This is a genomic window from Desulfovibrio sp., assembly GCF_019422935.1.
Taxonomy (GTDB): Bacteria; Desulfobacterota; Desulfovibrionia; order Desulfovibrionales; family Desulfovibrionaceae; genus Desulfovibrio.
In genome coordinates this window covers 120085-147033 of sequence record NZ_JAHZCJ010000009.1, presented here as the reverse complement: position 1 = coordinate 147033, position 26949 = coordinate 120085, and the positions used below count along the sequence as shown (strand labels likewise).

The 26949-nt window shown below is 58.8% G+C and carries 16 protein-coding genes; 10 read left to right on the top strand and 6 right to left on the bottom strand.

Translation table 11 applies throughout. The features are described from left to right. The first annotated feature begins 73 nt into the window (after window positions 1-73). The 4 genes from QZ383_RS12060 (at window position 74) to QZ383_RS12045 (ending at window position 7815) form a co-directional block, all read left to right on the top strand. The gene (locus QZ383_RS12060) at window positions 74-1357 is read left to right on the top strand and encodes a DNA repair exonuclease (RefSeq protein ID WP_291445746.1); all 1284 of its coding nucleotides are present in this window, start codon (window positions 74-76) and stop codon (window positions 1355-1357) included. After that, a complete protein-coding gene (locus QZ383_RS12055; RefSeq protein WP_291445744.1) occupies window positions 1357-5334 on the top strand; it encodes an AAA family ATPase in 3978 nt (1325 codons plus the stop codon). The genes QZ383_RS12060 and QZ383_RS12055 overlap by 1 nt, the downstream gene beginning before the upstream one ends. A gap of 300 nt (window positions 5335-5634) precedes the next feature. Next, window positions 5635-6027, top strand: coding sequence for a squalene cyclase (locus QZ383_RS12050; protein ID WP_291445743.1), 393 nt, complete (start codon window positions 5635-5637; stop codon window positions 6025-6027). A 165-nt stretch (window positions 6028-6192) separates the two neighbouring features. After that, the gene (locus QZ383_RS12045) at window positions 6193-7815 is read left to right on the top strand and encodes an outer membrane homotrimeric porin (protein ID WP_291445742.1); all 1623 of its coding nucleotides are present in this window, start codon (window positions 6193-6195) and stop codon (window positions 7813-7815) included. A gap of 130 nt (window positions 7816-7945) precedes the next feature. Here the strand turns inward: QZ383_RS12045 and QZ383_RS12040 are convergent, their stop codons facing one another. After that, the gene (locus QZ383_RS12040) at window positions 7946-8251 is read right to left on the bottom strand and encodes a rhodanese-like domain-containing protein (protein ID WP_291445740.1); all 306 of its coding nucleotides are present in this window, start codon (window positions 8249-8251) and stop codon (window positions 7946-7948) included. A gap of 109 nt (window positions 8252-8360) precedes the next feature. Next, complete coding sequence (gene chrA, locus QZ383_RS12035; protein ID WP_291445739.1) at window positions 8361-9650, bottom strand: chromate efflux transporter; 1290 nt, start codon at window positions 9648-9650, stop codon at window positions 8361-8363. Between the two features lie 344 nt (window positions 9651-9994). Between chrA and QZ383_RS12030 the strand changes: the two genes are divergently transcribed. Next, window positions 9995-10297, top strand: a complete 303-nt coding sequence (locus QZ383_RS12030) for a hypothetical protein (protein WP_291445738.1) — start codon at window positions 9995-9997, stop codon at window positions 10295-10297. Between the two features lie 187 nt (window positions 10298-10484). On the opposite strand, the gene QZ383_RS12025 is transcribed toward QZ383_RS12030, so the two are convergent. Beyond that, the gene (locus tag QZ383_RS12025; protein ID WP_291445736.1) at window positions 10485-12650 is read right to left on the bottom strand and encodes a bifunctional (p)ppGpp synthetase/guanosine-3',5'-bis(diphosphate) 3'-pyrophosphohydrolase; all 2166 of its coding nucleotides are present in this window, start codon (window positions 12648-12650) and stop codon (window positions 10485-10487) included. Between the two features lie 234 nt (window positions 12651-12884). Beyond that, window positions 12885-14600 carry a peptide-binding protein gene (locus QZ383_RS12020; RefSeq protein ID WP_291445735.1) on the bottom strand — a complete coding sequence of 572 codons (1716 nt, stop codon included), beginning with the start codon at window positions 14598-14600 and terminating at the stop codon, window positions 12885-12887. Between the two features lie 152 nt (window positions 14601-14752). Here QZ383_RS12020 and QZ383_RS12015 point away from each other — a divergent pair, with 152 nt between their 5' ends. Continuing rightward, the gene (locus tag QZ383_RS12015; RefSeq protein WP_291445733.1) at window positions 14753-18016 is read left to right on the top strand and encodes a DEAD/DEAH box helicase; all 3264 of its coding nucleotides are present in this window, start codon (window positions 14753-14755) and stop codon (window positions 18014-18016) included. A gap of 244 nt (window positions 18017-18260) precedes the next feature. Here the strand turns inward: QZ383_RS12015 and QZ383_RS12010 are convergent, their stop codons facing one another. After that, window positions 18261-20810, bottom strand: coding sequence for a tetratricopeptide repeat protein (locus QZ383_RS12010; RefSeq protein WP_291445731.1), 2550 nt, complete (start codon window positions 20808-20810; stop codon window positions 18261-18263). 339 nt (window positions 20811-21149) lie between these two features. Here QZ383_RS12010 and QZ383_RS12005 point away from each other — a divergent pair, with 339 nt between their 5' ends. The 4 genes from QZ383_RS12005 to QZ383_RS11990 all read left to right on the top strand — a co-directional run bounded on the left by QZ383_RS12005 (window position 21150) and on the right by QZ383_RS11990 (window position 24576). Then, window positions 21150-21776, top strand: coding sequence for an MBL fold metallo-hydrolase (locus QZ383_RS12005; RefSeq protein WP_291445729.1), 627 nt, complete (start codon window positions 21150-21152; stop codon window positions 21774-21776). Continuing rightward, complete coding sequence (locus tag QZ383_RS12000) at window positions 21773-22459, top strand: flavodoxin family protein (protein WP_291445727.1); 687 nt, start codon at window positions 21773-21775, stop codon at window positions 22457-22459. The genes QZ383_RS12005 and QZ383_RS12000 overlap by 4 nt, the downstream gene beginning before the upstream one ends. 101 nt (window positions 22460-22560) lie before the next feature. Then, complete coding sequence (locus QZ383_RS11995; protein ID WP_291445726.1) at window positions 22561-23328, top strand: ComF family protein; 768 nt, start codon at window positions 22561-22563, stop codon at window positions 23326-23328. A gap of 132 nt (window positions 23329-23460) precedes the next feature. Then, window positions 23461-24576, top strand: coding sequence for a DUF4198 domain-containing protein (locus tag QZ383_RS11990; protein ID WP_291445725.1), 1116 nt, complete (start codon window positions 23461-23463; stop codon window positions 24574-24576). 944 nt (window positions 24577-25520) lie between these two features. Here the strand turns inward: QZ383_RS11990 and QZ383_RS11985 are convergent. Beyond that, window positions 25521-26882 carry a sigma-54 dependent transcriptional regulator gene (locus QZ383_RS11985; RefSeq protein WP_291445723.1) on the bottom strand — a complete coding sequence of 454 codons (1362 nt, stop codon included), beginning with the start codon at window positions 26880-26882 and terminating at the stop codon, window positions 25521-25523. Window positions 26883-26949: the final 67 nt, after the last annotated feature.

Sequence of the window (26949 nt, the reverse complement as noted above, 5' to 3'; positions counted from 1 at the left end):
CGCTTGTCATTTATTTTGAAAAAGTCTAGATTTAATCAATATTTTCCTACAAATCCATAAACGAGGCTTTTACATGGACGGCATCCGCTATATTCACGCCGCCGATCTGCATCTGGACACGCCGTTTCAGGGGCTTTCCCGCACGGCTGCGCAGGGTGGGCATCTGGCGCGTCTGCTGCAAGAGGCCACCTTCAAGGCCATGGACCGCCTCTTTCGGCTTTGCGAATCAGACAAGCCAGATTTTCTCATATTGGCTGGCGACGTGTATAATGAGGAAAACCACAGCGTTAAAGCCCAACTCAAGCTGTGCGACGGCTGCCGCCGCCTGCGTGATGCCGGAGTGCGCGTTTTTCTGGCGCACGGCAACCACGACCCCCTTTCATCAAGGCTGGCGGCTGTGCAGTGGCCGGACAACGTAACGGTTTTCGGGCCGGATGCCGAAAGCCACACGGTAGAAAAAGACGGCAAGGTCGTGGCCGTGGTGCACGGCATCAGCCACGCCAAGATCAAGGAAGGCCGCAACCTGGCCCGCCTGTTCCGGCGCGACCAGCACCACGACTGCTTTCAGCTTGGCGTTCTGCACTGCACGGTCGAAGGCCAGAGCAAGGCTGACCGCTACGCCCCCTGCTCGCTGGACGATCTCAAAAATACCGGGCTTGACGCCTGGGCGCTGGGCCATGTGCACGAGCGGGCCACACTTTGCACCGCCCCTTTTATCGCGTACAGCGGCAACGCTCAGGGCCTGCACGTCAACGAGCCGGGGCCGCGCGGCTGCCTGCGGGTGACGGCAAGCCCGCAACCGGGCGGCGGCTATGCCTGCAACGAGGATTTTGTGCGTCTGGGCCCCGTGCAGTGGGCCAGGGTGCAGGTTGAGCTTGACGATGTGGCCCACCTCAATGAGGTGGAAAACAGAATGACCCGGGCGCTGGAACAGGCCGCCGAAGCCACAGACCCCGGCTGCGAGGCCCTGATGGCCCGTGTGGTTTTGCACGGGCGCACCCCGCTTGACGCCGCCCTGCGCGATGCCCCCAATCAGGAAGACCTTGCCGAACGGCTGGCGCACCTGCAAACAGGCACCCCCAGCGTGTGGATCAAGGACATGGTGGCCGAAACAAGCCCCGCCATCGACCGTGCCCAGTACCTGCAACGTGAAGACCTGCTTGGCGAAACCCTGCGGCTGGCCGAGCGCATGGCGCAGAGCAGCGACACCCTGCACGATGTGGCAACCCCGGCGCTGAAACAGGTCTATGACCACGGGCAGCTCCGCCATATTCTCACCCAACCCGACGATGCGCGTATGCGAGCCCTTTTGGAAGAGGCCGAACGCCTGTGCACGGATCTTCTGGAGGCACGCTGATGTATATCCAGTCCTTCCACATGGACGGCTTCGGTATTTTTTCTGATGTGAGCGTTGAAAATCTCTCGCCGGGGCTTTCCATTTTTCTGGGTGAAAACGAAGCGGGCAAGTCCACCTGCCTGGAATTTCTGCGCACCATGCTCATTGGTTATCCTGACCCGCGCAACAAGGAATACAAGCGGATTCCCGGCCCCCTGCGCGGCGGGCAGCCCGGCGGCAGCATGGAACTGCGCTCGGACGAGCGCGGCATTCTGCGCCTTACCCGGCGGCCCGGCAGCAACGGCGGCGTGCTCACCCTCACTGATCCGGAAGGCAAACCGCTGGAACCGGACATGCTGCGCCAGATGCTCTCCGGCGTGAGCCGCGATGTGTACCGCAACGTGTTCGGCTTCAGCCTCACAGAGCTTGAAGACCTCAGCAGCCTCACTGACGAAGGCGTGCGCAACGCCCTGTACGGCGCAAGCTTCGGGCCGGGGCTGCGTTCGCCCGGCGAGGCGCTCAAGCTGCTGGACAAACAGGCCGATGAAATTTTCAAGAGCGGCGGCAGCAAGCCCGCCCTCAACGCCGCCCTGCGCCAGCTTGCCGAACTGCGGCAACGCAAGATCGAACTGGAGCAGGAATGCGCCGGGTACGACAGCATGGCAATGGACCTTGCCGCAAAGCGCGATGATCTGGCAAACCTGCGCCACCGCAAACTCCAGCTTGAAGAAGAACGCCGCATCCTTGAACGCCGCCTTGGCGTGTGGTTGCAGTGGAACGAATGGCGCATGGCGGGCGCGCGCCTTGAACGGCTTGACCCCATAAGCGCCACCTTTCCCGAAAACGGCAGGGAGCGCCTTGCCCGCGCGCAGGAGGCCCGCGAGGGCTGCGAGCGGCAATGGGCCGCGCAGATGGAAAAACTCACCCGGCTGCGCCAGCGGCGGGACGAACTTGAAATCAATTATCCCCTGCTGGAGGCCCTGCCCGCACTGCGCCGCATGGCCGAACGCAAAAGCGGTTTCCGGCAGGCATTAAGCGCCCTGCCCGCGCAGGAAGAAGCCCTGCTGCGCGCGCAGGAAGACCTCAGCCGCGAACTCTCGCGCCTCGGGCCGGACTGGTCGTGCGACCGCATCCGGGCCACCGACCGCTCCCTCTTTGCCCGCGAGGATATTGAACGCCAGGGACGGGAAATGCGCGCCGCCGCCTCGGCCCATCAGGCCGCAGTGGACAGCCTCACCCAGAGCAACCGCGAAGTGGAAAGCGCAGAACGCGAGGTGGCCTCCAACACTGCCGCTCTTGACCTGCTGCCCGCGCCGCCCGCAGCGCTGGATGACGATGCCCGCGACAACCTGCGTCAGGCCCTTGCCCGGCAGGAAGAAGCCCGCCGCCAGCGCCCCCTGCGTCAACGTGCGGTGAACGAAGCAAAAACAACATTTTCCAGAGCGTTCAACCCGCTGCGGCTGGTGGTCAACGGCGCAAGTGACGGTGCTCAGGCAGAAGCCCTGCTTGATTCGCTCCTTTCGCGGCAGGAAGAAGCCCTTGTTCTCGCCGCCGATGTGCAGGAGAAAATGCATCAGGCTGACGATGCCGCGCAGGACGTGCGCCAGGCGGAGGAACAGGTTGCCGCGGTCAAGGGCCGCGTGGAAGCCCTGCGCGAAGAACAGCGCCACATAAACGGCCCCACCCGCGAGGATCTGGACGGGCAAACCCTTGCCCTGCGCAAGCTGCGCGCCCTTTCCGCCACCTTGGGCACGGAGCGCGAGCGACTGGAAGAACTCAGCGCCCGCATCGGCAATGAGCCGCCCGTCACACGAGTAAAAAACCTGCCACTGCTGGTTCTGGGCCTTGCTTTCTTTCTTGGCGGCGCGGGCATGCTGCTGGCATACTGGCGCATGGGCATCACGAGCATTGCCCTCACGGCCGACATTGAGCTGCCCGTGAGCCTGTGGTCCGGCTATCTGCTGCTGCTCTGCGGCGTTGGCTTCATGGCTGGCGGTGTGCCGCACACTGGGGCGGAAGCAAAACGCCGCCAGATGGAACATCTGCAACTTCAGGGCAGGCGCGATTCGTGTGCGGCCCATGTGGCGGAGCTGGACGAACAGGCCAGCCAGCTTTGCGCGGCGGCTGGTGTGCAGAGCATGGACCTGGTGACGCTTGAAGCAAGAGAAGTGCTGCTTGAGCACGAACGTGAGCAATGCTTTGAAGAAGAACGCGCCCGCAAGGATATGGACGAACTGAAACACGCCATGGATCTTGCCCGCACGGAAGTGAGCAAACGGCAGGCCGTACGCTCCGAGGTTGAAGGCATTGTGCAACAGACCCGCCGCCGCTGGCACGAATTCATGCTGGCCCTGCATGTGGCCAATGTGCCCTCGCCCGAGGGCGCGGCTGCCTTTTTTGCCAGAGCGGAATCAGCACGGCTCGCCTTTGGCGGTGTTGCCGCCGCCGATGCGGAGCTGCAAACCCTGGATGACGACCTGCGTCAGACAGAAGCCCGTATGCGTCTGGTGCCTGCCGTGGCTGAACGCCTGCCCGCCAACGCGGATTCAGATTCGCTGGCGGAGGCTGTGCGGCAAGTGCTTGAATCCTGCCGCGAGGCTGATGCCGCCCGCGAACTGCGCATCAAGGCCGAAGCCGCGTTGCAAAATTCGCAGAGCGAGCTCAACCGCGCCCGCACCCGTCAGGCGGAAGCCAGCGCGGAACTGCGTCAGGCGCAGGAGCGGCTCAACGAAGCGCGCTCGCAATGGACGGCCTGCCTGCATGATCTTGGCCTCGGCACCGACCTTGACCCCGAAACGGTGCGGGAAGCCCTGAAGTACATGGAAAACTGTCTCGCTGCCGAGGCTTCGGTGCAACGTGCCCAGTCGCAGCTCACTCAGGGCCGTACAGAGCTGGCTGCCCTGCGCGACCCGCTGCAAGCCCTGCTGGCGGAGCTTGGCTTGCCGCCACAACAGGATGCGGACAACCGCCCAGACTGGCTGCTCAGCCTTGATGCCGCGCTGGAAGCGGCGGAAGCCATGTCGCAGGCGCAGAGCCGCCGCCGCAACCTTGATAATGAAGTGACGGAAATGGAGGACGAGGCCCGCGCTGCGGAAGCCGCCCTCGAAAGCGCCCGGAGCGCGGAACGCTCCCTGCTTGCCATGGCGGGCGCGCACGATGCGGAAGAGTTTTTGCGTCAGGCCGCGCTGCACGAAGAACTGCGCGCGCTCACCCTGCGCCGTCAGGATCTGGAAGACGCCCTGCGGCTGGCTGCGGACAAAACCCCCATGAAGGAATTTCTCGATTCCTTCGAGCATGAGGATCAGGAAAGTCAGGAGCGCCGCAGCGCAACCATCAGTGAAGAACTGACAGGCATTCAGGAGCAGGAAGAGAATCTGGTCAAGCGCGTGGCGGAACTGCGCAGCAAGGTGGACGCCCTTTCACGCACAGACGAGCTTTCGCAGCTTTTGCAACAGGAGGCAGCCCTTGTGGAAGACATGGAGCGCATGGCCTTTGCCTGGAGCCGCGTGGCCCTTGCCCGCAGCATCCTTGAAACTGCCAAGCGCACCTTTGAGCTGGAGCGCCAGCCAGAGGTCATCCGCCTTGCCTCAAGCATCTTCACCCGCATTACGGGTCAGCGCTGGCGCGGCATCAACGCCTCGCTGGAAGACGCCAGCCTTGCCATCCTGCCCGCGCAGGGCGAACCCATAGCGCCGGAAAATCTGAGCCGTGGCGCGCGCGAGCAGGCCTATCTGGCCCTGCGGCTGGCCTACATAAAAAATCATGCCCTGCATGCGGCGCCCTTGCCAGTTATCATGGATGAAGTGCTGGTCAACTTTGACCCGCAAAGGGCCGAGCGCACCGCGCGCGCCTTTGTGGAACTGACCGGCGGCAGCCAGGGCAAGGCCCATCAGCTGCTCTACTTTACCTGCCAGCCGCACATGGCGGAGCTGCTGCGCAAGGCAGAACCCCAGGCAGCGCTGTTCCATGTGCAAGACGGCAGCATCAAGGCCGCATAAGCGTTAACAAATCCTCCTTCTGCACAGCGGGCGGATGTTCCTTGGGAGCATCCGCCCCTCTTTATTGCCAATGCCATCAGGACTCTCCACGCCGTCCTTATTTGCAGCCATAAAATCGATTAGCAATCTTTCTTTTCCAATTGAGCATGTTATCAGAAAATACAATTTTTTGTACATTTTTTAATAATAAAATCAGTGTGATATAATTTGAATTTGAAAAGTAATTTCATTTTTATTGACACAAAGCTCTGCCTGTGACAGTGTACCGCCATGCACATTCAGCAAAGCGGAGATAAAAATATGGATCAGCAGCCGGTGTTTACCGATCATACGGGTTTAAGCCACCGTTTCAGCCACGACAACCTCCACATATCCGTTTCTTCCCGCTTCGATCCTCCCCAGGCCACTGCGCTTATTGAGCTTCTTGAGTGCAATCAGGCCAACTGCAAACGCATTTTCATTGACGTGCGGCACGTAGCCAACCCTCACCCTTCCGCCGTTGACGCCCTCAAAACCTCGCTCCTGCTGGGCGGCCTCAGCACTGAACGCATCGTGTTCAAGGGCAAAAGCGGTTTTGACATGGCCGTTACCGGCAATCGCGTTCTTATCGAGCAAAAGAAAAAGCACGTCTGCAAGGGCAACTGCGCCAACTGCAAGTGCGGCCACCACAAGAACCACCACGCGGAAAACTGATCGCCCCCTCGCTTGCGGCAGAGAGAGGCGTTTAGGCAAAGGACATCCCTGACGCCAGGGCAAGAGCCTGCCCGTCAGGGATGTCTTCTGGAAGCATAACGCGCGCGTTGCAAAAGCCTGTGGTGTCTGCAGCCGCTGCGCAAACCCTTTACGGAGGAGAAAGGAATGAGTTCACGAGAAAGGAATGGTCTGAACCGCTTCAAAAAAGTGTGCATGGTCACCCTGCTTGCAGCAGGCATGCTGATGGGCGTGGCCGGGGGGGCCAAGGCCATTGACTTCAAGGCCAAGGGCGAATGGCTGGTTGGTTTTGGCGTGGGCGAAGGCGTCCTCACCAAGAACACCAGAGATACTGACGGAGCCAAGTCCAAAACCAATACCGAAGACCAGTTTGGCGCTTCCCAGCGCATCCGCCTCCAGTTGGACGCCGTGGCCTCCGAGGCTCTGTCCGGCACGGTGTATTTTGAAATCGGCGACCAGCAGTGGGGCAAATCGGGCGATGGCGCAGCCCTCGGCGCTGACGGGAACAACCAGGTCAAGGTTAAAAACGCCTACATCGACTGGCTGATCCCCCAGACTGACGCACGTGTGCGCATGGGCCTCCAGGCTGCCGCAATGCCCAACGTTGCTGGCGGCTCCGCCATTATGGACTGCGATGTTGCAGCCCTGACCGCCAACTACAAGTTCAACGAAAACGTGGGCCTCACCTTCATGTGGGCGCGCCCGGTCAACGACAACTTTAATGGTGACTTTGTCGATGGCAATGGCAAATCCAGCACGGAAAAGACCAACTACCTCGACAACCTTGATCTGTTCATGCTCTCCATGCCCCTGAGCTTTGATGGTGTCGAAGTCACCCCCTGGGCCATGTACGGCTTGCGCGGCAAAAACTCCCTGCGCGGCCTGGATGATGAAACCTACGGTTCGCCCTGGGAAACCAGCGACGGCAAACTTGGCCTCACCATTCCCGGCACCAACCCCGGCTTCAACTACGCCAACGGTCTGAATCCCCTCAATTCCTCCAGCACCAACAAGCAATACGGCTCCGTGTTCTGGGCGGGTCTGCCGGTGGCCATCACCATGTTCGATCCCCTGAACATCGAATTTGACATCAACTACGGCTACTCTGAGGCCATGGGCCGCTACGATGTGCTCAAGCGCGGCGTGGACAGCGTGCGCGCCAGCACCGAGCGTCAGGGCTGGCTGGCGAAAGCCCTTGTTGAATACAAGCTGGACTGGGGCGTTCCCGGCATCTTCGGCTGGTACGCCAGCGGTGACGACGGAAACGTGAAGAACGGCTCCGAGCGCATGCCTTCCATTGCTGGCGCGGGCAACTTTACCTCCTTCATCGGCGACGGCAACCTTTCTTGGAGCCCGGTTGCCAATGGTTGCGACTGGAGCATGAGCTATGCCGGCACCTGGGGCATCGGCGCACAGCTGAAAGACATGAGCTTTATTGAAAACGTCTCCCACACCTTCCGCCTGGCATACTGGGGCGGCACCAACGCCACCTCCATGGTCAAGTACATGAAGGATGCCTCCTCCTGGCAGGCTGGCTACGGAGGCGACGGCCCCTACCTGACCACCAATGACGGGCTGCTGGAATTCAACCTTGTCAACACATGGCAGGCCTACGAAAACCTGAGTGTGAATCTGGAACTCGGCTACGTTGCCAACATGATCGACAAGGACACCTGGAAAAAGGCCGGTTACAACAACGGCGCTGGCAACGGCAGCTTTGACAAGCAGGACGCCTGGAAAGCCCAGGTTGTCTTCCAGTACAGCTTCTAAGCCTCTGAGCCTTTTGTAAGCGCCGTTCCCTTCCCGGCGCGCAGGCTTCGCCGCTTCCCTTCCCAGGGAAGCGGCGTTTCCTTTGCGGCAAACACAATGCAGCGTTGGGTTCCCCTTACGCGGCGCTCAGCTACTTATGGGCTTCATCCCAGGCGACCAGCCCGCCCTCCACATACTGCACATCAAAACCTTCCTGTCCCAAAGCCTCCTGAACAGACTTGCTTACAGAGCCGCCCCGCACGCAATAAATGGCTACGGGCTTGTCCTTGGGCAGTTGCGCCGCCCACACGTCCACCAGCTCAGGGTCATGCCATGCAGCGCCGGGGATTGTGCGCGGGTCAGCCTCATAATCAGCCCGCCTGCGCACATCGCAAACAGTCGCGGAATTGGCGGTCAGCATGCCCTGGAGTTCCTGCGGCGTAATGGTTGCGTTCATACCTTCCCCCAGACGTGTTTGACGTTAAGGATAAAAATCCTGCGCGGGCAAGACGGCATCGCCTGGCCTGCCCCAGGTCAGTGAAGAGCCGCCTTGCACACACAAGGTATCAGACTATCTGCCAGACCAGCCCGGCAAGCCCGCTCAACCCCACCAGCGCGTGCATGGAAAGTTTAAAGCGCACCAAGGCCACCAGCGACACCAGCGCAACAGTCACGGCAAATACATCAAATCCCGTAGCCGGGAAAAATGTGTTCCAGGCAAAGAACACGCCGATCTTGAGCACCACGCCCACCACCGCGCCGGATATGCCCGTAAGCGCGGCATTGAGTTTTTTGTTGGCCGTAATAGCCTCAATGTAGGGCGCGCCAGCAAATATGAACATAAAACTTGGCAAAAACGTGGTGAAGGTGGTGAGCAGGCCGCCCAGAATGCCCGCCGTCATGGGCGTCAGGCCGCCGGGCTGGTTCCACGCGGTGATGAAGCCCACAAACTGCGTCACCATGATCAGCGGGCCGGGGGTTGTTTCCGCAAGGCCTAGGCCCAGCAGCATTTCCTTTTCCGTCAGCCAGCCAAGGTTCACTGCATGCTCTACAATATAGGCAAGCACGGCATATGCGCCGCCAAAGGTCACAAAGGGCGCTTTGCTGAAAAAAATGGATATCTGGGAAAGTATGTCGCCGATGCCCCGCCATGCGAAAATGGGCAGAATCACAGCCATCCAGATTGCGGCGAATATCCCCACCACCTTGAAAAGGTGCGTCAGAGGCGGCAGATTGGCGAAAGATTCTGGTGCGTCAGTCAGGCATTCATTTGTTCCCGGCTTTTTCTGGCAAAAAATGTCTGGCCGCAGCTTGCCAAGGATGACACCCGCCACACCAGCCAGCAAAACAATCACCGGAAAGGATACACCAAGAAACTGCCCAAGTAAAAACGAGCCGCCAGCAAATGCGTACAGTGCTGGGTGCTTGAGTGATTTTTTTGAAAGCCGGATAAGCGCTTCAATAACAATGGCCACAACTGCGGCGGCGATTCCGTGGAAAATACCGGCCACAAAGGGAACCTGCCCCTGCGCGGCGGCCAGCCATGAAAGAAAGAGCATCAGAATCACCGAGGGGAACAAAAAGCACAGCCCGGCAATGGTTCCGCCCCAGTAGCCGTTGAGCCGCCAGCCTATGTACACGGCCAGTTGATGCGCTTCCGGCCCCGGCAACAGCATGCAGAAATTGAGCGCCCGCAGAAAAACCTTTTCGCTGATCCATTCCCTGCCATCCACCAGATTTTTATGCATCATGGCGATCTGCCCTGCAGGCCCGCCAAAATTGATGAATCCGAGCTTGAACCAGTAAAGGAAGGCTTCCCGCAAAGAAACCTGAAGCGTTGTTTTATTTTCCCTCATGGCTTTCCTTTGATTATCAATGTGTTGTAAGTGAATTTTGCGGGGCAGCCGCCATATGGCAAATGCATGTCAGTTTTTTAAAACACGGTACTATCCACTCCGTTGCAGAGCAATCACCTGCAAGTACTATAGATAAAAATAGCGGGAGCGACGGGAAAATAAAAATAGCCTGCAAAGGAAACCTTGGAAAAGATAACGTCCGCAATTGTATCCTTTAAAAGCACGACCATTTTCATCGCATAGGCATAAGTACCCCCTCGGATATCCCACCAGAAATTTTTCTTGATATACTTTTTTATATGCATAAAACTATTTACGAAAACACATTTTGCCAGGAGGTTAAAATGCCCGCTATCACAAAGAAGGATTTGATTTATAAGGATTATAGCTGGGAGGCTGTACCAGGTGATGACCCCAAAAAAACAAAAGAAGACGCAGACCGCTTTAGCCGAAAAGAAGGCTATGAGGTGCTTAGCCTGCTGAACTCGCTTACTGGCAACGGCGGTGCGGATCTTGAAATCCGCACCCGTCAGATCTGCGAATGGATGATTCACGAAAAATTGCCATCAACAATTCAGGGCCGTAAAAATGTCAAGAGCTGGATTGGGAGTAATTATTCGGAAATGTCCAAAAAATATCCCCATTAGGCGCTGAACTGGCTGGCTTCTGCGTGAGGCACAAGAACATTTAATGCGAAGCCAAACGGCCAGTCAGGATTCCCAAACCGCGGTTCGATAAAATCTATCAGTGTACGAGATGCTCACTAGCTGAAACTGCAAAAGCCGACTGCCTCACGAGAAGCAGTCGGCTTTTTACCGCGCGTTTAAATGCGGATTACGTAGCCTCAGCCTCAGTATCACGCACCACTTCAAAAATGGGCGGCAATACGCGGATGGCTTCAATAAGCTGGTAGAGCTGGGTGGCGTCGCGCACCTCTACGGTAATACGCAGCTTGGCACGTCCATCCACCTGATTGTCCATGTTCAGGCCAATAATGTTGACGCCGTTGCGGGCCATGACCTCGGCAACCTTGGCCAGAACGCCCTGTTCGTTCTTGGCGATAATGAAGATGCCAGCTGCGTAGGGCTTTTCTTCCATGCCGTCCCAATGCACGGAAATAAGACGCTCCGGCTCCATATTGGCCACGTTGGGGCAGTCGGCACGGTGTACGCTGATACCAAGCCCACGGCTGATGTAGCCAATAATGGGATCGCCCGGCACCGGGTTGCAGCACTTGGCAAAGCGCATGAGCACGCCGTCCACGCCGGAAATGCCCACGCCCTCGCCCTTGCGGGAGGCGGCTTCCTTGCTTTCCTTTACGGTGGGAGTGGCGGGTTCCGCAGCAGTGGCGGCCTCGGGGTGCAGCACCGCATACAGCTTGTTGAGCACCTTGCGCGGCGTGGTGTGGGCATAGCCCACGGCGGCAACCAGATCATCCACGCTGTCAAAATTCATTTCCTGGGCCACAATGGCCAGATGCCCATCCTTGGTGGCTTTGCCCACGTTCAGGCTGACCTTGCGGCCTTCTTTTTCCAGCAGTTCGCGACCAAGGGTCACGGCGTGGGTGCGTTCTTCCGTGCGCAGATAGTGCTGAATACGGCTGCGCGCCTTGGCGGTTTTGACAATCTTGAGCCAGTCGCGGTTGGGATTGCGCGCCGGGTCGGTGAGGATTTCCACCACGTCGCCGTTTTTCAGCTCCGTGCCAAGGGGCATGAGGCGGCCATTGATTTTTGCGCCGCTGCAATGCTGGCCCACCTTGGTGTGGATCACAAAGGCAAAGTCCAGCGGTGTAGCGCCTTCGGGCAGTTCCTTAACATCGCCAGCCGGGGTGTAGATGTAGACCTCGTCCTTGAACAGATCCATTTTCAGCGAGTGCATGAACTCGCGGGAATCTGTTTCTTCACTCTGGCGCTCAAAAATTTCGCGCAGCCAGGCAAACTGCTCAAGGTCTTTACTGTTGACGCGGCCTTTTTCCTTGTACAGCCAGTGGGCGGCAACGCCGTGTTCGGCCTGCCTGTGCATCTCCTCGGTGCGTATCTGGATTTCAATACGCTCCCCTTCCGGCCCGATGACCGTGGTGTGCAGGCTCTGGTAGCCGTTGGTCTTGGGCATGGAAATGTAGTCTTTAAAACGCCCGTGCACGGGCCGCCACTGCGAGTGCACAAGCCCCAGCACTGCGTAACAGTCCTTGATATCCTGCACCAGCACGCGAAAGGCCATGATGTCGTGCATTTCGTCCAGTGTCATGGACTGGGCCTGCATCTTTTTATAGATGCTGTGCTTGTGCTTGATGCGCCCATAAACCTGCCCGGTGATGCCGTTTGATTCCAGCAGATCCTGAATCAGACCCACAACCTTGCCGATGATCTGCTTTTCCACAACCTGATGGTTGTCCAGCCAGTGATCGATCTGGTTGTAAATGTCGGGCCGCATGTATTTGAAGCTCAGGTCTTCCAGGTCGCGCTTCATCACGTACAAACCCAGGCGGTTGGCCAGGGGCGCGTAGATATCCATGGTTTCCTGGGCAATACGCTTCTGTTTATGACTTTTCTGAAAGTCCAGCGTGCGCATATTGTGCAGACGGTCGGCCAGTTTGACCATGAGAACCCGCATGTCGTGGCTCATGGCCAGGATCATCTTGCGGATATTCTCCGCCTGGGCTTCTTCCTTGTTCTCAAAGGTGATCTGGCTGATTTTGGTAACGCCATCGACGATATCGGCCACTTCTTCGCCAAAATTTTCGTCCAACTCTTCAATGGTGGCCTTGGTGTCTTCTACTGTGTCGTGCAGCAGGCCTGCGGCAATGGTGGGTTCGTCAAAACCCATGCCCGCCAGAATGCTGGCAACCGCCAGAGGGTGGGAAAGGTACGGCTCGCCCGAAAGGCGGGTTTGCCCCGCATGGGCGGTGGCGGCAAACACATACGCCTTCTGGATCAGCTCCAGATCCGCGTTCGGGTTGCCAGCCGAAACCTTATCGAGAATTTCCTGAATACGAATCATGCGTAACGTCCACCCACAGCGTAAAAAAATATCTTCAACCAGTTCTGGAACTATGTTCCGACTAAAGCGGCCTTGTCAACGCCGTGGGCAGCCGAATTGCAGGCCAAAGCGCACAAACACAGCGGCCCCGGCTGGACAACCAGCCAGGGCCTGTTCAAATCCGCGTGGTCTGAATATGCGCCTGCAAGCCAGCAGGCAAGAGCAAAAAAGCTGCCCCGTTCCCGGTGCGAGCGTTTAGGGCTGCATCTGCGTATGCTGCAAGGCTTTGGGAATCCACCATTTTTCAAAATTATACATTATGCCCGCCAGTGCGGGTTCTATGCCCTGAAACCGCCGCTGCACCACTGGCAGGGCGTAGGGCACAAACAAAAAGCAGTAGGGCTGCTCCGCATCAAATATTTCCTGAATGCGATAATACAGCTCCGCGCGCTTTTTCTGATCAGGCGTGGATTGCGCTTCTTCAAGCAGCTTGTCCACCTCGGGATTGCGGTAGTGGGTAAAATTCAGCCCGCCCTCAAAGGTTTGCGATGAATGCCATACAGAAAACAGGTCAGGATCCTGCGGTATTGTCCAGCCCAGCAGCACGGCGTCAAACCGCCCCTTGTTGACAAATTCGCGGATAAAGGCCGCCCACTCCACGGTACGGATACGCACGTCAATGCCCACCTCGCGCAGTTGCGACTGCATGACGGTAGCCGCAAGAATGCGCTGCTCGTTGCCCTGATTGGTCAGGATGGTAAAGGCCAGCGGCTGGCCGTTGCGATCAAGCAGGCCATCGCCGTCATGATCGGCAAAGCCCGCCTCGGCCAGCAGGGCGCGCGCGGCGGCAATGTTTCTCGGCATGGGCTTGAGGCCGGGATGGTACGGCCACGAGCCGGGCTTGAACGGCCCAAAGGCCGGAACCCCCTGCCCAAGCAAAACACCCTTGATGATGCCCTCGCGGTCGATAGCCATGGAAATGGCCCGCCGCACCCGCACATCCTTGAAAAAGGGATGCTCCAGATTAAAACCCAGGAAAATATACACCGAAGCGATGTAGCGGAATTTATGGAATCGGCTCTGCCATTCCGGGCCGGAGGTCTGCCGCAGATATTGCAGGGGCGAAAGATCCATCACGTCCAGCCTGCCAGCACGGGTTTCCATAAACATGGTGGCGTTGTCGGGAATGATCCTGTACACCACTTCGTCAATGCGCGGCTTGCCCGCAAAATAGGTGGGCGAAGCCTCAAGCACAATACGGCTTCCCGGCTCCCACGACTTGAGCCGATACGGCCCGGCCCCCATGGGCTTGCGCGCAAAGGGCGTGGAGCGGATGTTTTGCCCTTCCAGAATATGCTTGGGCAAAATGGGGTTCATCCAGGTGGATACCGCCCGCGCAAAAAACTGGTCATAGCGCACTTCAAATGTATAGCGGTCAATGACCCGCAGTTCCTTGATACGCAAAAAATCCTCGGCATAAGGGCTGCCGGTGGCAGGGTCTGCCGCCAGCTTGCAGGTAAAGGCCACGTCTTCGGCGGTCAGTTCCTGCCCGTCCTCCCACAATATGCCCTTGCGCAGGGTAAAACGCATGCGTTTGCCGCCGTCTTCCATGCTCCACGATTCTGCGGCCCACGGCTCAGGCTGCAAATCCTTGTTGTAACGCAGCGGCGCCGTGTAGATGAGGTCTGCCACCTCATGCGAGGCGGAGTCTGACGTGAGGTAGGGAATAAGATTTGAAGCCTCGCCAATGGTGCCAAAAAATATGCTGCCGCCGGAGGCCGGGGGGCCAGCCTGGCTGATCGCCGCACCCGAAGGGGCAAGGTCGGATTCTTCCGGCAGATCACCCGCAGAATCAGCGCAAAAAGCCGATGATGCACAAATGCACAGTAAAGCACATGAAATTGTGACCCAACGAATCCACTTTTTCCCGTAAAATCGGGTGGCCCGGTGGGCTGATATTGATTCCAACATATTGATTGCGCGCTCAAAATTTATTTTTTTCATAAAAGTCACACTTCATATTGCTTTCGCCCCCCAACCTGTGCTATTTATCGCAAACGTCATAACATCGCTCCGTTTCTGGAATTTTCCAGAAATTTCACCGGAGTATTTTTGGGGAACCCATGAGTCGATCTGAACAGAGCGTCGTTCGCGAAATGTGCCAGACTTTCCTGCACGATAGTGTGCCGGAATACATCCGCGACGCCGCCTACTATATCCTGTCCGAAGGTGAGGTGCAAAAAATAAATATCCAGGAGGGCGAAACCTGGGACGTCCAAGGCGTCATCCAGGGCGAAGACCTGCAGGTCTTCACGCCGAGCCTGAGCCTCACCATTACGGACCGCAGCACCCGCCACCAGTGCAACTGCTCTGATGCGTTCTCAGGCATCTGCCGCCATGTGGCAGCACTTGCCTTGCGCCTTGTGGAAGAACTGCGCAAGGAACAGGGCGACCCCGAAGAAACCCCGCCCCCCAGCACCGACTGGAAACAGAGCTTCCGCAACTTTTTTTCTACCGACATGGAACCGGAGCCAGGCCGCCACTATCTCATATTCCGCTTTGAACCGGAACAGGGCCGTTTGCTGGTTTCCTTTTTCCGTGGCCGGCAGAACAAATCCGGGCTTTCCAGCGTGCACAACGAGGTAACGCTGGATCAGATCATCCAGAACCCCGACTGGTGTGAATTTTCACCCCAATTGCCGCATGTGGCCCGCCAGATCGGCCAGCACCTCGACTATTACGGGCACCGGGTTGAAATCCCCCAGGGGCTGACCTCGTGGTTTTTCTGGTCTGTGCGCAAAGAATATTATCTGCTGTGGAAAGACACGGATAAACCCTGCCGCATCGAGAGCACGCCTTTTGCGCTCAAGCTCAAGCCCATTCTGGACGATTCGGGCTTCCGTTTTGAAGTGCTGCTCAAGCGCGAGGGCCGCCCCCCTCTGCCCATCCGGGCGGGGCGCAGCAATCCCAGCGACCGCAACCCGACAGAGAGCACCGCGCCGGAAGACGCGCCCATCACCTTTCACGGGCAAATGCCCCTGTGGGTCTGCTACCAGCACAATTTCTATCCGGTGCAGACGGGCCTCTATCCTTCGCTGGTGCGCAACCTTATCTACGAACGCCCGGTTGTGCCGCACGAAGAAATTTCCGAATTTCTCGACCGCGTGTGGACGCGCCTGCCGGCCTCGGAACTCTACGAACCGCAGCAGTTCCTCAAGCTCATGGAGCCGGTGTTCCAGCCTGCCACCTATAATCCCAAGCTCTTCCTTGATGAAGAGGGCAGCCTGCTGACGCTGGAAATCGACAACGTCTATGAAACGCGCCACGGCGAATTCACACTCAACGGGCCCAACCCCGACTTCCAGACCGGCAGCTATGCCTATGAAGGGCAAACCTATCTGGTGCGCCGCCATCAGGACGAAGAAGCCCAGTTGATGAACGAACTGAGCGGCATGGATTTTCAGGCCCGCTCCAGCAAACTGTGGTTCCTCGAGCCGGAAGAAGCCATTGCCTTTCTGCTCGACTCCTACCCCAAGCTGATTGAAAACTACCGCGTCTACGGCGAAAAGGCCCTCTCGCGCTACAAGGTGCGCACGGCTTCTTCCAACATCACGGCGCAGGTGGTCAGCAACGAAAAGGAAAAATGGTTCTCGCTGGACATCAACGTGGAATACGAAGGCCAGAGCCTGCCCCTGGAAAAGATCTGGAAGGCCTGGACCCGCGGCAAACGTTATGTGCAGCTGAAGGACGGCTCCTATACCAGCCTGCCCGAAGCGTGGCTTGAAAAGCTCTCGCACAAGCTCACGGCCCTGGGGCTCGACCCTTCAAAACCCCCGCAGCAGAAGTTCAAGCAGTTTGAAGCCCCTGTGCTCGACAGCCTGCTGGAAGACCTGCCCGGCGCAGCCACGGACTCCTTCTGGAACAACCTGCGCGAAAAAATCCGCTCGTTCCGCGAGGTGCGGCCCATCACGCCGCCCAAGGCGCTCAACGCCAACCTGCGCAGCTACCAGGTGCAAGGGCTTTCGTACCTCAACTTCCTTTCGGAATACGGGTTCGGCGGTATTCTTGCCGACGAAATGGGCCTTGGCAAAACCGTGCAGACCCTGGCCTTTATCCAGCACATGATCGACGTGCACCATGACGGGCCAAACCTTATTGTAGTGCCCACCTCGGTGCTGCCCAACTGGGAGCGCGAAGCGGAAAAGTTCGTTCCCGGCCTCAAGCGGCTGACCATTTACGGTACCCGCCGCGAGGGCATGTTCAAGCATATTTCCAGCTCGGATCTTATCATCACCACCTACGCGCTGTTGCGGCGCGATCTGGAGGAGATGGAAAAATACGAGTTCAACACCGTTATTCTTGACGAAGCCCAGAACATCAAGAACCCCAACACCATCACAGCCCGCGCCGTGCGCCGCATCAACGCCCGCATGCGCCTGTGTCTCTCGGGCACGCCCATTGAAAACAACCTCTTTGAGTTGTGGTCGTTGTTCGAGTTCCTCATGCCGGGCTTTCTGGGTTCGCAGCACGCCTTCCAGCGGGGCATCGTCAAGCCCATCAAGGACGGCGACGCTGAAACGCTGGACTATCTGCGCACCCGCGTGCGCCCCTTCATTCTGCGCCGTACCAAGGCCGAAGTGGCCAAGGATCTGCCGCCCAAGGTGGAAAGCGTCACCTGCTGCGCGCTGGAAGAAGCGCAGGCAGAGCTGTACGCAGCCCTGGCCCGCAAGCTGCGCGCCCAGGTGCTGGCCGACGTGGACGAAAAAGGCCTTGCAAAGAGCCAGATGTCCATTCTCGATGCATTGCTCAAGCTGCGCCAGATATGCTGCCACCCGCGCCTGCTCAAGCTCGACATGCCCGGCTTCTCCAACAACCTGCCTTCGGGCAAGTTCGACGCCTTCAAGGACATGGTCATGGAAATTGTGGAAGGCGGCCACAAGGTGCTCGTCTTCTCGCAGTTTGTGCAGATGCTCCAGATCATCAAGCAGTGGCTGGAATTTTCGCAGATTCCCTTCTGCTACCTCGATGGCGCGAGCAAAGACCGTTTCGATCAGGTAGACAAGTTCAACAATACGCCTGAAATCCCGATCTTCCTGATCTCGCTCAAGGCTGGCGGCACGGGCCTCAACCTGACCTCCGCAGACTACGTTATCCACTACGACCCGTGGTGGAACCCCGCCGTGGAAAGTCAGGCCACAGACCGTACCCACCGTATCGGTCAGACCCGTCAGGTCTTTTCCTACAAGCTCATTTGCCAGAACACGGTGGAAGAGAAGATTCTCAAATTGCAGGAAGCCAAGCGCGGCGTGGCGGAAGCCATCATTCCCGGTCAGGACACCTGGAAGTCGCTCACGCGTGAAGATCTGGAAATGCTCTTTGACGTGTAGCTTCAAGCTTTGTCCAAATGACACAACAGCAAGGCCCTCTGGCAACAGGGGGCCTTGCTTGCGTTTTGGGAAGATAATTCGGGTATAAAAAAACCGCCCCAAAGGGCGGTTCAATAATCCGTGAGGCACGGCCCTGCCGGACGGATGCGGCTCAGCCAGAAAAATACCTACGACTCTTTGAAACAAAAATATTTTATATGATTGTTCTCCGCAACACGTCCCGCTGCAACCTGCCTCTGAAAAGCTAGGAAAGCACGGCCTTGGCTTCGGCCACACGGGCCTCTTCTTCCCGCCCAAGCTTGCGCAGGGCACGGGCAAGAGTTTCCCATGCTTCGGGCTTGTCGTGCAGGCCAGCGCTCTTGCGGGCCAGCAGTTCCGCCATGGCCGGATCTTCGTTGCTGTCCAGATAGATATTTGCCAGCAGCAGCATGGATGCCGCATCCTGCGGATTCCGCACCAGGGCCTCATGGAGCAGCTCACGCGCCTCGCCCCTCTTGCGTTGGCGCACAGCCACACGCGCAAGATGCCTGCGGGCAAGGCTGGGCGCGCCGGGGCGCGCATCCTCAAGGGCGGCGGCTATTTCGTAAAAGCGCCGGGCCTCGGCCCTTCTGCCGCCTTGTTCGCACAGTTGCCCAAGCCGAATGTGGGCAAACAGGTGCTCGGGCGAAACCTTGACGCACTGCCGGTAATACCGGGCTGCGGCGCGCTTTTCGCCAAGCCCCTGGCAGACTGTGCCCAGATTGTAGTAAATCTGTTCGGCAAGGGCTTTATCCGGCCCGTGCCGCAGGGCTTCCGTAAAATGCCGCCGGGCTTCATGCTGCCGCCCAAGGGCCGCCATGCATACGCCGAGGGAATTCCAGGCCATGGCATTGGCCTCGTCAGCCAGCAGCGCAAGTTTGTATTCTTCCACCGCGCCAAAAACATCGCCGAGGCTGTACCGCCTGTCGGCGCTGATGTTCAGCGCAAGCGAATTGCACACCCCCACCTTGGGGTCTGGCAACAGCAGGGCGTATTCCAGAGCTTTCAGGGCGTAGTCGGGCATTTCGCCCCTGCGGAACTGAAGGAAGGGATAGCCCGCAAGGCCAACAGAAGCCGAAATGCCTAGGCTGTTCAGTTCGCCGCACACTCCTTCGTACAGAGACGCAAGGGCTTGCGCTTCCACATCTGGATGGAAAAATATCAGGCTGTTGCTGCCGTAGCGTCCGGCCATCGGCTGCTGCAGGCCCTGCGCCTTGCCAAGGGCATCGCGCCACACGCTGAGGGCTGTTTCAATAATCCCCTGCCGGTTCGCGGCATCGTGCATGCCGTCCAGCGGCACGGCATCGGGGTGCGCGGCATCGCCCGCATCAGAATTGCCCGGCTCCAGCCGCAGCAGGCAAAGCGTAAAACGGTTGCGCCGCTCCGCCTCCACGGCAAAACGGTTCAAAAAATCACCGTGACCGCACAAACCGCCAGCACATTCTGCTGGCTGAGACACGGCAGACGCTGAAGCAGCACACGCAGCAGCGGCACTTTTGCCACCTCCGGCGGGTTCAGCCTCCTGGCTCTGCGCCTGCATGGCCACCGCCGCATCCGGGATGGCAGGACGCGCGGTGGAAAAATCCTGTTCGTCCAGATCCGGGCTCAGAACAGGCGTTTCACCCAGCAAGGTGAGCCTGTCCCCCACTTCGGGGCGGCAGGTAACGTCAACCAGATGCAGGGCCTCGGCAACGGAATCCGTATCCCGCGTATGCAGCACCACCAGCTCGCCCTTGTAATGGGGCGAGCCGCTTTCCGCCTGTCCCCACAGGGCAAAGCGCATGCCCTCGCGGGCCTTGGCCTGACGCCCGAGGCTCAGCCGCACGCGGCCCAGCGGCAGGGATTCCAGCACCATACCGCCTTCTTGCAGTATGCGCGCAAAGGGCATGATGCGGCTTTCCACAGCCTGAGCGCCGTCAGCCTCCTGCCCGGCCACATCTGCGGCAAGCCGGGCGCGATCCATGCACAGGCGGGCCTGATCGTGCATTTCAAGGTGCATCTCTGTACCGCGCATATCCTGCGGATACAGGGCATGCCCGGCGCACAGGCGCGGGCGCACGGGCTTTTTCAACAACGGATAGGGCATGCGCACCGCTTCCATGCGCGTCAGGGCTGCACGGGCCAGCTTGTGGCAAGCGCCCCGCCCGCTGGCGGGAAAGAGCAAGGCAATCTCCCAGCGCCCCACGCGCGCCGCCAGAACATCCGATGGCAGAGCTTCGCGGCAGGCGTCTGCCAGCGCCTTGAGATATTTTTCTGCAAAAGCATGCCCGCCGCGCCGCACCACAGATTCCCCATTGGCAAGGCGCAGCAGCACAATCCCCATACACAGCCAGTGCAGGGGCGCGGGGCCGCTTTCTTCAGCGCCCGGCTCTTCCAGATAGGCCCGCAAACGCTCTGCGGCATTTTCCATATGCGCAAACAGGGCCTCTTCTGTGGCAATCCCGGTAACGGAATCCGTGCGCATGGCCTTGGCTCTGGCAAGATTTTCCAGACACAGGGCCGCTATGGCAGGCAAAAAAGGCAACAGGGGTCGGGCCTCCCGCGCTTTGACGCCGTGCAGCATGGCAACACCGAGCAGATGGTCGTCGCGCCGCAAGGGCAGCAGTAGCCTGCGCTCTCGCGACAGCAACTGCGGCTCTTCGGGTGCGCGGTTGGTGGGAAAATACAGGGCGTGCCCTGAAAAGGACAGGAATGAAGACAATTGTTCACACAACAGGCCTTCCATTTCCATGAGGTCTTCACGCGCGAGTTCGAGCTGCGGGCAGTTTTTTTGCATCTTCAAATTGTAGTGTGGCAAGGACTGCTTGTCTAGAAAATTTCAAGACAGATACTCCCCGTCTGCCTGTCCAGCAATGCAAGGCTTTTCCATTCCGGCTCCATGCCCGGTACGGCAAGCCTGAGGCCAAGTTATGCCCACAGCTTGCTTTTGACCCATTGAGTGGCTAAATCTAAAGATATAAGGGCACTGTGACGGATAAAATTTTGCCACTGCCGCCTTGGTTTACGCATCGGCCTCTTGCCTGAGAAAACCATCCAAGATAGTATATCCAAAGTCGGTATTTTTGCGCCCAGCAAACCATTGCGCGCCTGGTATCGACAAGCCAAAGGAACTTTTATGCCAGTTGCCACCTTTCCCCTCGGCCCTTTGCAGACCAACAGCTACCTTATCCACAGCGGCACGCAGGCCGTTGCGGTAGATGTGGGCGGCGACCCGGAACCCATGCTGGAGTATCTGGCTACGCACGGTCTGAAGCTGGCTGCCATCTGCATTACCCATCGACACTTCGACCACGTTTACGGTGTGGCGGACTTGCAGAAGGCCACGGGAGCGCCTGTTTATATCAGCGCCGACGACGATTGCCTGGAGGGGACGGAATCCGCACAGGGCGGCCTGTGGGGCTTTCCCACTGTGACGCCTTATGAGTCGCAGCCCATAGCTCTGGGCAAGACATCATTTGGCGGTATGGAATGCGAAGTGTTTGCCACCCCTGGGCACACCCCGGGCGGCGTTTCGCTGTTTTTCCCTACTGAAAAACTTGTTTTTACGGGCGACGCGCTCTTTTACCGCTCCATTGGCCGTACGGACTTTCCTGGCGGCGACCACAAGGGCCTGCTGCGCTCGGTGACGGAAGTACTTTTCAAACTGCCGGAAGACGCAGTGGTATACCCTGGGCATGGTCCCTCCACCACCATTGGCGATGAAAAAAAGAGCAACCCTTTTTGCGGTGAATTTCAGCTATGAACAACGTGCTTGTGCTCCAGTGCAGTCCTCATGTGGGAGGCGTTTCTGATTCGGTGGCGAACCTTTTTACAAAGGGTATGGCCGAAGCCGGAATTGAAGCGCGCACTGTAGCCCTGCGCGACTACGCATTTTCGCCCTGTACAGGCTGCGGCGGCTGCTCGAGGCCGCCGCACAAATGCGTTCTGGCCGACCGTCCCCTCCCCGGCCAGAATGATGCCTGTGCCCATATGGATCAGGCCGAAGAAGTTTTCCAGATGATCAACGAAGCTCAGATGGTCATGATTTCTTCCCCCATTTATTTCTATTTTCTGCCAGCGCACTTCAAGGCGCTCATCGACAGAACCCAGCGGTTCTGGATGCTGCAGGGCGGCGAAGACCGCGTTTCCCTGCCTCTTTCCCGCGCAAAGCCCGTGCTTGTGGCCATGACCGCAGGGCGGCGGCGCGGCAATCTGCTTTTTTCAGGCTCGCTGCTTTCCCTCAAATACTTTCTGGCTCCCCTTGGGGCTGCCGTTCGGGAAACCCGACTGCTGCGCGGCCTTGAATCAATCAAGGATCTGCACGAACGCCCCGCAGTGATGGCCGCCCTGCATGCCTGGGGACACGACTGGGGCCACAGGCTCGCCACAGAAAATGCCAGCTATGAGCTGACCCAGCCCCTGCCTGATGACGCGAACAAACCATAGCCCGCGCCATTTTGCACCCCATTGTTCACCCCATGGTGCATGACAAACCCCAGACGCACTCTCCTGCACGTTTCGGCTGGATCAGTTCTGCGCTGGCCTGCATGCAAAACGCACTGGGGCTTAACCAAGACCGCTGCTTGCACTGCCTGCGCCCCTTTTCCCCTGTTTTTGCGGCGCACCCCCAAGACGCGCCAGCGCCGGAATCCCTCCTTTGTCCCCGATGCAGCGCCCTGCTCGCCCAATACGCCGGGCCCAGATGCCCGCGCTGCGGCATTCCGCCTTCTGACCCACAAGCTGGCAACAGCATCTGCGGCGCATGCCTTCAAAATCCCCCGCCGTGGAGCGGCTCTGCTTTCTACGGTCTCTATCAGGGTGCCTTGCGGCACACCCTGCTTCGGCTCAAGTTTGACGGGCATCTGTACCTTGCCCCCCTGCTGGGAAATTTTCTGCTTGAATCCGTGGCCTGTCTGCCCAGGCCAGATGTCATAGTGGCAGTGCCGCAGCATCCTGCCCACCTGCGCCGCAGGGGATACAATCAGGCCCACGAACTGGCGCGGGCGCTGCACGGGCTGTCTGGCCTGCCTTTGTCTTCAAGGCTGCTTACCCGCCCCGTGCCCGGTCAGGAGCAGGCGCACCTGGGGGCAAAAGACCGGCGCAGCAACGTGCGTCACAGCTTTGCCGCATCGCCCGAGGCCAGAGGGTTGCGCGTGTGGATTGTGGACGATGTCATGACTACTGGCAGCACCATGAACGCAGCAGCCAGCGCCCTGCTCGCAGGTGGAGCCGCACGGGTGGATGCGGTCTTTGCGGCCAGAACGCCGCTCAACACTGCCGCCGAAATTTCGGATATACCGAGCCATGCGGGCTGAGTGTGCACGCAGCACATGACAAGCTCGTGCTCTTGGGCTATACACAGGTCACATACACTCGCGCCCACCTCTATATGCGGAAACAGAGCCAATCCCTCTGTATATCGCAGGCTTGGGCGCACAGGAGATTTCATGCCCAGCGCACACCGTTCCTGTCATCTGGGGTTATTTGAACATAAAAGTGCAGTTGCCGCCGCGTGTTGGGCTGTTTTGTCCTTTCTTTTTTTTGCGCCATCTGCGCAGGCGCAGGTGACCCTGCTGGTGCCCAGCCAGCCCAGTATTGAAGCACCCGCCCCCCGGCCAAAGCAGGACGCCCCCGCCAAACGCGAAGATAAAAAAGACGAAAAACGCCAGCAAGATGCCAAAACAGCATCTCCCAAGGCAGAACAACCCGCTGATGCCGCTGGCAAGCAGCAGGAACAGGCCCCCGCTACGCCCTCTGCCGAGGGGAAACCCGCGCCCAACGGCGAGGCCGCCCCGGCAGACGCCCCGGCCAAACCGGAACAGGCTGCCCCCGCGCCAGCACCCGCTGACACACAGATAGATGAAGAAGTAGACGTGCTTATCACCATGATGCGCCCCTTCCAGTATGAAGGGTTGGTCATGGACATGCCGCAGATGTTTGCGGTGCTGCGTTACGACAGCGCCACTCCTGTCAAAGACGGCGTGGCGCAGCCCGAACGGCGAGACCTGCTGGGCGACATGGAAGAAATCCGTTACCTGAACCAGAAAGCATGGGGAGCCAATGTTGCTCTGACCAAGCCCGGCCTCTACCAGTTCATCATAGAAGGTCGCCCCTGGTGGGATGCCGCGCACGGACGCTTTTTGCAGCATTACGTCAAAACAACACTGCCTGTGTACGGCGTTGAACGCGGCTGGAACCTGCCCGTAGGCCAGCGTTTTGAAATCGTACCGCTTTCCCGGCCCTTTGGCCTTACTGCGCCCGCCATGTTTTCCGGCGTGGTGCTCATGGACGGCAAACCCCTTCCCGCCGCTTCTGTCCGCATGGCGCGCATTAATACAGAAAAACGCCCCGTGCCGACCTCATGGCATGAGGATATCGCCGCCCGCACCAACAACAAGGGGGAATTCTCCTTTGTCTTGAACCAGCCCGGCTGGTGGTGTTGCATGGCCAGTATTCCCGGAGATCCGCTCAAGGGGCCTGATGGGCAGCCCAAGCCTCTGCAACTAGGGACACTGTTCTGGTTGTATGTGGACAGTCTTTCCAGCGAGACGCGGAAGCGCTAGTTTGTTGAAAATTGAGAGTCCCCGGTTACGGTGAAGCGTGACCGGGGATTTTTGCGTTTTATGCCTGCGCGGCGCGTTTTTTTGTCAGTTAATGGCGTTGGCTGCTGCCCTTGGGCACGTAGCTCTGCTTCTCCCGTGTGGGACTTAAAGGTTGCGGCCCTTCGAGCGCTTGGTTCCGCTCTCGGCGGAGTTTGGGACGCCTGCGCGGCGTGCGATTTCGCCTCCCCGGCGTGGGGCAGAGGGGGCCTGTTAGGGGCTGCGCCCCTCCTTGCCCCCCTCTGCACTCCCCCCGGAACACCCCCTAAGAAACGTTTTCAATTTCCGTCAGGCAACGAGGGCAACGCGTCTCCTGCTGCGGGAGCTTCCTTCCCTCGCTTCGCTCGCTCAGGTGATCTCCCTCCGCGCCGCGTTTATGCCAGAGTCCGCTTTCGCTTCGATCAAACTCCGTTTCAGCCAACTCCCCTTGATGCTATTGCTAGCTCAGGTAATTACCTTGTACTATTTCAGTTATTTCAGTATGTTCTGGTTCAACGAACTTGGAAAAGATCAAATTGCATCACGAACATAACCGCCAGCGTCACTCTGCCTGTGGTGATGGTAATTGCCTTTCAACCATGCCTAGGCAGATAAATTACGAGTCAGAAAAATTTGTTCACCATCAGGAGATGGTCGTGGCGTCGCCTTCCTTAAACTCGCCGGAGCGAACGCGAAGGCGATGGCTGGTGTTGAGTAAATTTGCAAAATACGCATTTTTCTGGACTGACAAGGAAAAATCCTGTTTTTGAGCGCAGCGTACTCATGTACGTGAGCATCAAAAACAGGATTTTAACGCAGTCAGGGCAAAAAAGTCGGGTTTGCGTAAATGCGCTCGACAGGCTCACCCCTCCACAAAAAACTCTCCCCACTTCTGCCTTTTCTCTCCTTGCCACGCCACCGTCGCGGCGCTATTTTCCGTCCCCCAACTTTGACAGCAACGTCTTGCGATTAATCCCCAAACGCCGCGCAGCCTCGCTCTTGTTGCCGCCCACCTGCGCCAGGGTATCCATAACCGCCAGACGCTCAATCTCCTCAAGCGTCATATTGGCAAAATCCAGCCGCGACGCCCCCGGGGCCTCCGCCTCCTGCCCGCCAATGGTGGGCGGCAGCTCGCGCTCGCTGATATACTCGCCCACCAGCAGCACCACTGCCCGCTCCACGGCGTTTTCCAGCTCACGCACGTTGCCGGGCCAGTTGTGCTTCAGCAGGCGATCCATGGCCCCAGGCGTAAATCCCTTGACGGTCTTGCCGTTACGATCGGCAAAAAGCTTCATAAAATGCATGGCGAGCAGGGGGATATCCTCGCCGCGCTCACGCAAAGGCGGCAACTGCAAAGCCACCACATTAAGCCGGTAATACAGATCCTGCCGAAAGCGCCCTTCTTCCACCTCGCGTGCCAGATCCTTGTTGGTGGCCGCCAGAATGCGCACATCCACCCGCACGGTCTGATCGCCGCCCACGCGCTGCAACTCGCGCTCCTGAATGACGCGCAACAGCTTTACCTGCATGGAAAGCGGAATTTCGCCAATCTCGTCCAGAAAGATCGTGCCTTTGTCCGCTGCCAGAAACCGTCCCTCGCGGCGCTTTTCCGCCCCGGTGAACGCGCCCCTCTCGTGGCCGAAAAGCTCCGATTCCAGGAGGGTTTCCGTCAGGGCCGCGCAGTTCACGGCCACATAGGGGCCAGAGCGGCGGTTGCTGTTGGCGTGTATGAGCTTGGCCACCACTTCCTTGCCGGTGCCGGATTCGCCCGTCACAAGCACTGTGGCCTCAGAGGGCGCAATGGCCGAAACAAGATCCAGCACCTGCCGCATGGCCTGGCTCTGCCCTATGACGTTGCGGGCGTCCAGACCTGCCGCCAGCTCGTGGCGCAGAGTCCGCACCTCATGCCGCAGGCTGGCATGATCCAGGGCGCGCTCAAGGGCAAGCTTGAGCGCGTCAAAGGCCAAAGGTTTGGTGAGGTAGTCGTATGCCCCGGCCTTGAGCGCCTCCACGGCGCTGGCAACATCCGAGTAGGCCGTCATGATCAGAATGGGAATGGCGGGATTGTAGGCCTTGACGGCCCGCGTGGCTTCTATGCCGCTCATGCCCCCCATGCGCACGTCCATGAGAATAAGATCAAAAGGACGTTCACGGCACAGCTCCAGGGCTTCCTCGCCGCTGGAAGCTCCGGTGGGCGCGTAGCCCCACTCTTCAAGCAGGGCGCGCAGCATTTCGCGGTGATTGTGGTCGTCATCCACCACCAGCAGTTGCATGGCGGGATTTGCAGTCATAACACTATCCTTGAACTGATCGGTGTGCGGTTTCGTCTGTGCCACTGGCAGAACGCAACGGTGCGGA

What these genes read in the sequence shown, in the direction of transcription:
- QZ383_RS12060 (WP_291445746.1), top strand. Translation starts at nt 74, where the DNA reads ATGGACGGCATCCGCTATATTCACGCCGCCGATCTGCATCTGGACACG.
- QZ383_RS12055 (WP_291445744.1), top strand. Translation starts at nt 1,357, where the DNA reads ATGTATATCCAGTCCTTCCACATGGACGGCTTCGGTATTTTTTCTGAT.
- QZ383_RS12050 (WP_291445743.1), top strand. Translation starts at nt 5,635, where the DNA reads ATGGATCAGCAGCCGGTGTTTACCGATCATACGGGTTTAAGCCACCGT.
- QZ383_RS12045 (WP_291445742.1), top strand. Translation starts at nt 6,193, where the DNA reads ATGAGTTCACGAGAAAGGAATGGTCTGAACCGCTTCAAAAAAGTGTGC.
- QZ383_RS12040 (WP_291445740.1), bottom strand. Translation starts at nt 8,251, where the DNA reads ATGAACGCAACCATTACGCCGCAGGAACTCCAGGGCATGCTGACCGCC.
- chrA (WP_291445739.1), bottom strand. Translation starts at nt 9,650, where the DNA reads ATGAGGGAAAATAAAACAACGCTTCAGGTTTCTTTGCGGGAAGCCTTC.
- QZ383_RS12030 (WP_291445738.1), top strand. Translation starts at nt 9,995, where the DNA reads ATGCCCGCTATCACAAAGAAGGATTTGATTTATAAGGATTATAGCTGG.
- QZ383_RS12025 (WP_291445736.1), bottom strand. Translation starts at nt 12,650, where the DNA reads ATGATTCGTATTCAGGAAATTCTCGATAAGGTTTCGGCTGGCAACCCG.
- QZ383_RS12020 (WP_291445735.1), bottom strand. Translation starts at nt 14,600, where the DNA reads ATGTTGGAATCAATATCAGCCCACCGGGCCACCCGATTTTACGGGAAA.
- QZ383_RS12015 (WP_291445733.1), top strand. Translation starts at nt 14,753, where the DNA reads ATGAGTCGATCTGAACAGAGCGTCGTTCGCGAAATGTGCCAGACTTTC.
- QZ383_RS12010 (WP_291445731.1), bottom strand. Translation starts at nt 20,810, where the DNA reads ATGCAAAAAAACTGCCCGCAGCTCGAACTCGCGCGTGAAGACCTCATG.
- QZ383_RS12005 (WP_291445729.1), top strand. Translation starts at nt 21,150, where the DNA reads ATGCCAGTTGCCACCTTTCCCCTCGGCCCTTTGCAGACCAACAGCTAC.
- QZ383_RS12000 (WP_291445727.1), top strand. Translation starts at nt 21,773, where the DNA reads ATGAACAACGTGCTTGTGCTCCAGTGCAGTCCTCATGTGGGAGGCGTT.
- QZ383_RS11995 (WP_291445726.1), top strand. Translation starts at nt 22,561, where the DNA reads ATGCAAAACGCACTGGGGCTTAACCAAGACCGCTGCTTGCACTGCCTG.
- QZ383_RS11990 (WP_291445725.1), top strand. Translation starts at nt 23,461, where the DNA reads ATGCCCAGCGCACACCGTTCCTGTCATCTGGGGTTATTTGAACATAAA.
- QZ383_RS11985 (WP_291445723.1), bottom strand. Translation starts at nt 26,882, where the DNA reads ATGACTGCAAATCCCGCCATGCAACTGCTGGTGGTGGATGACGACCAC.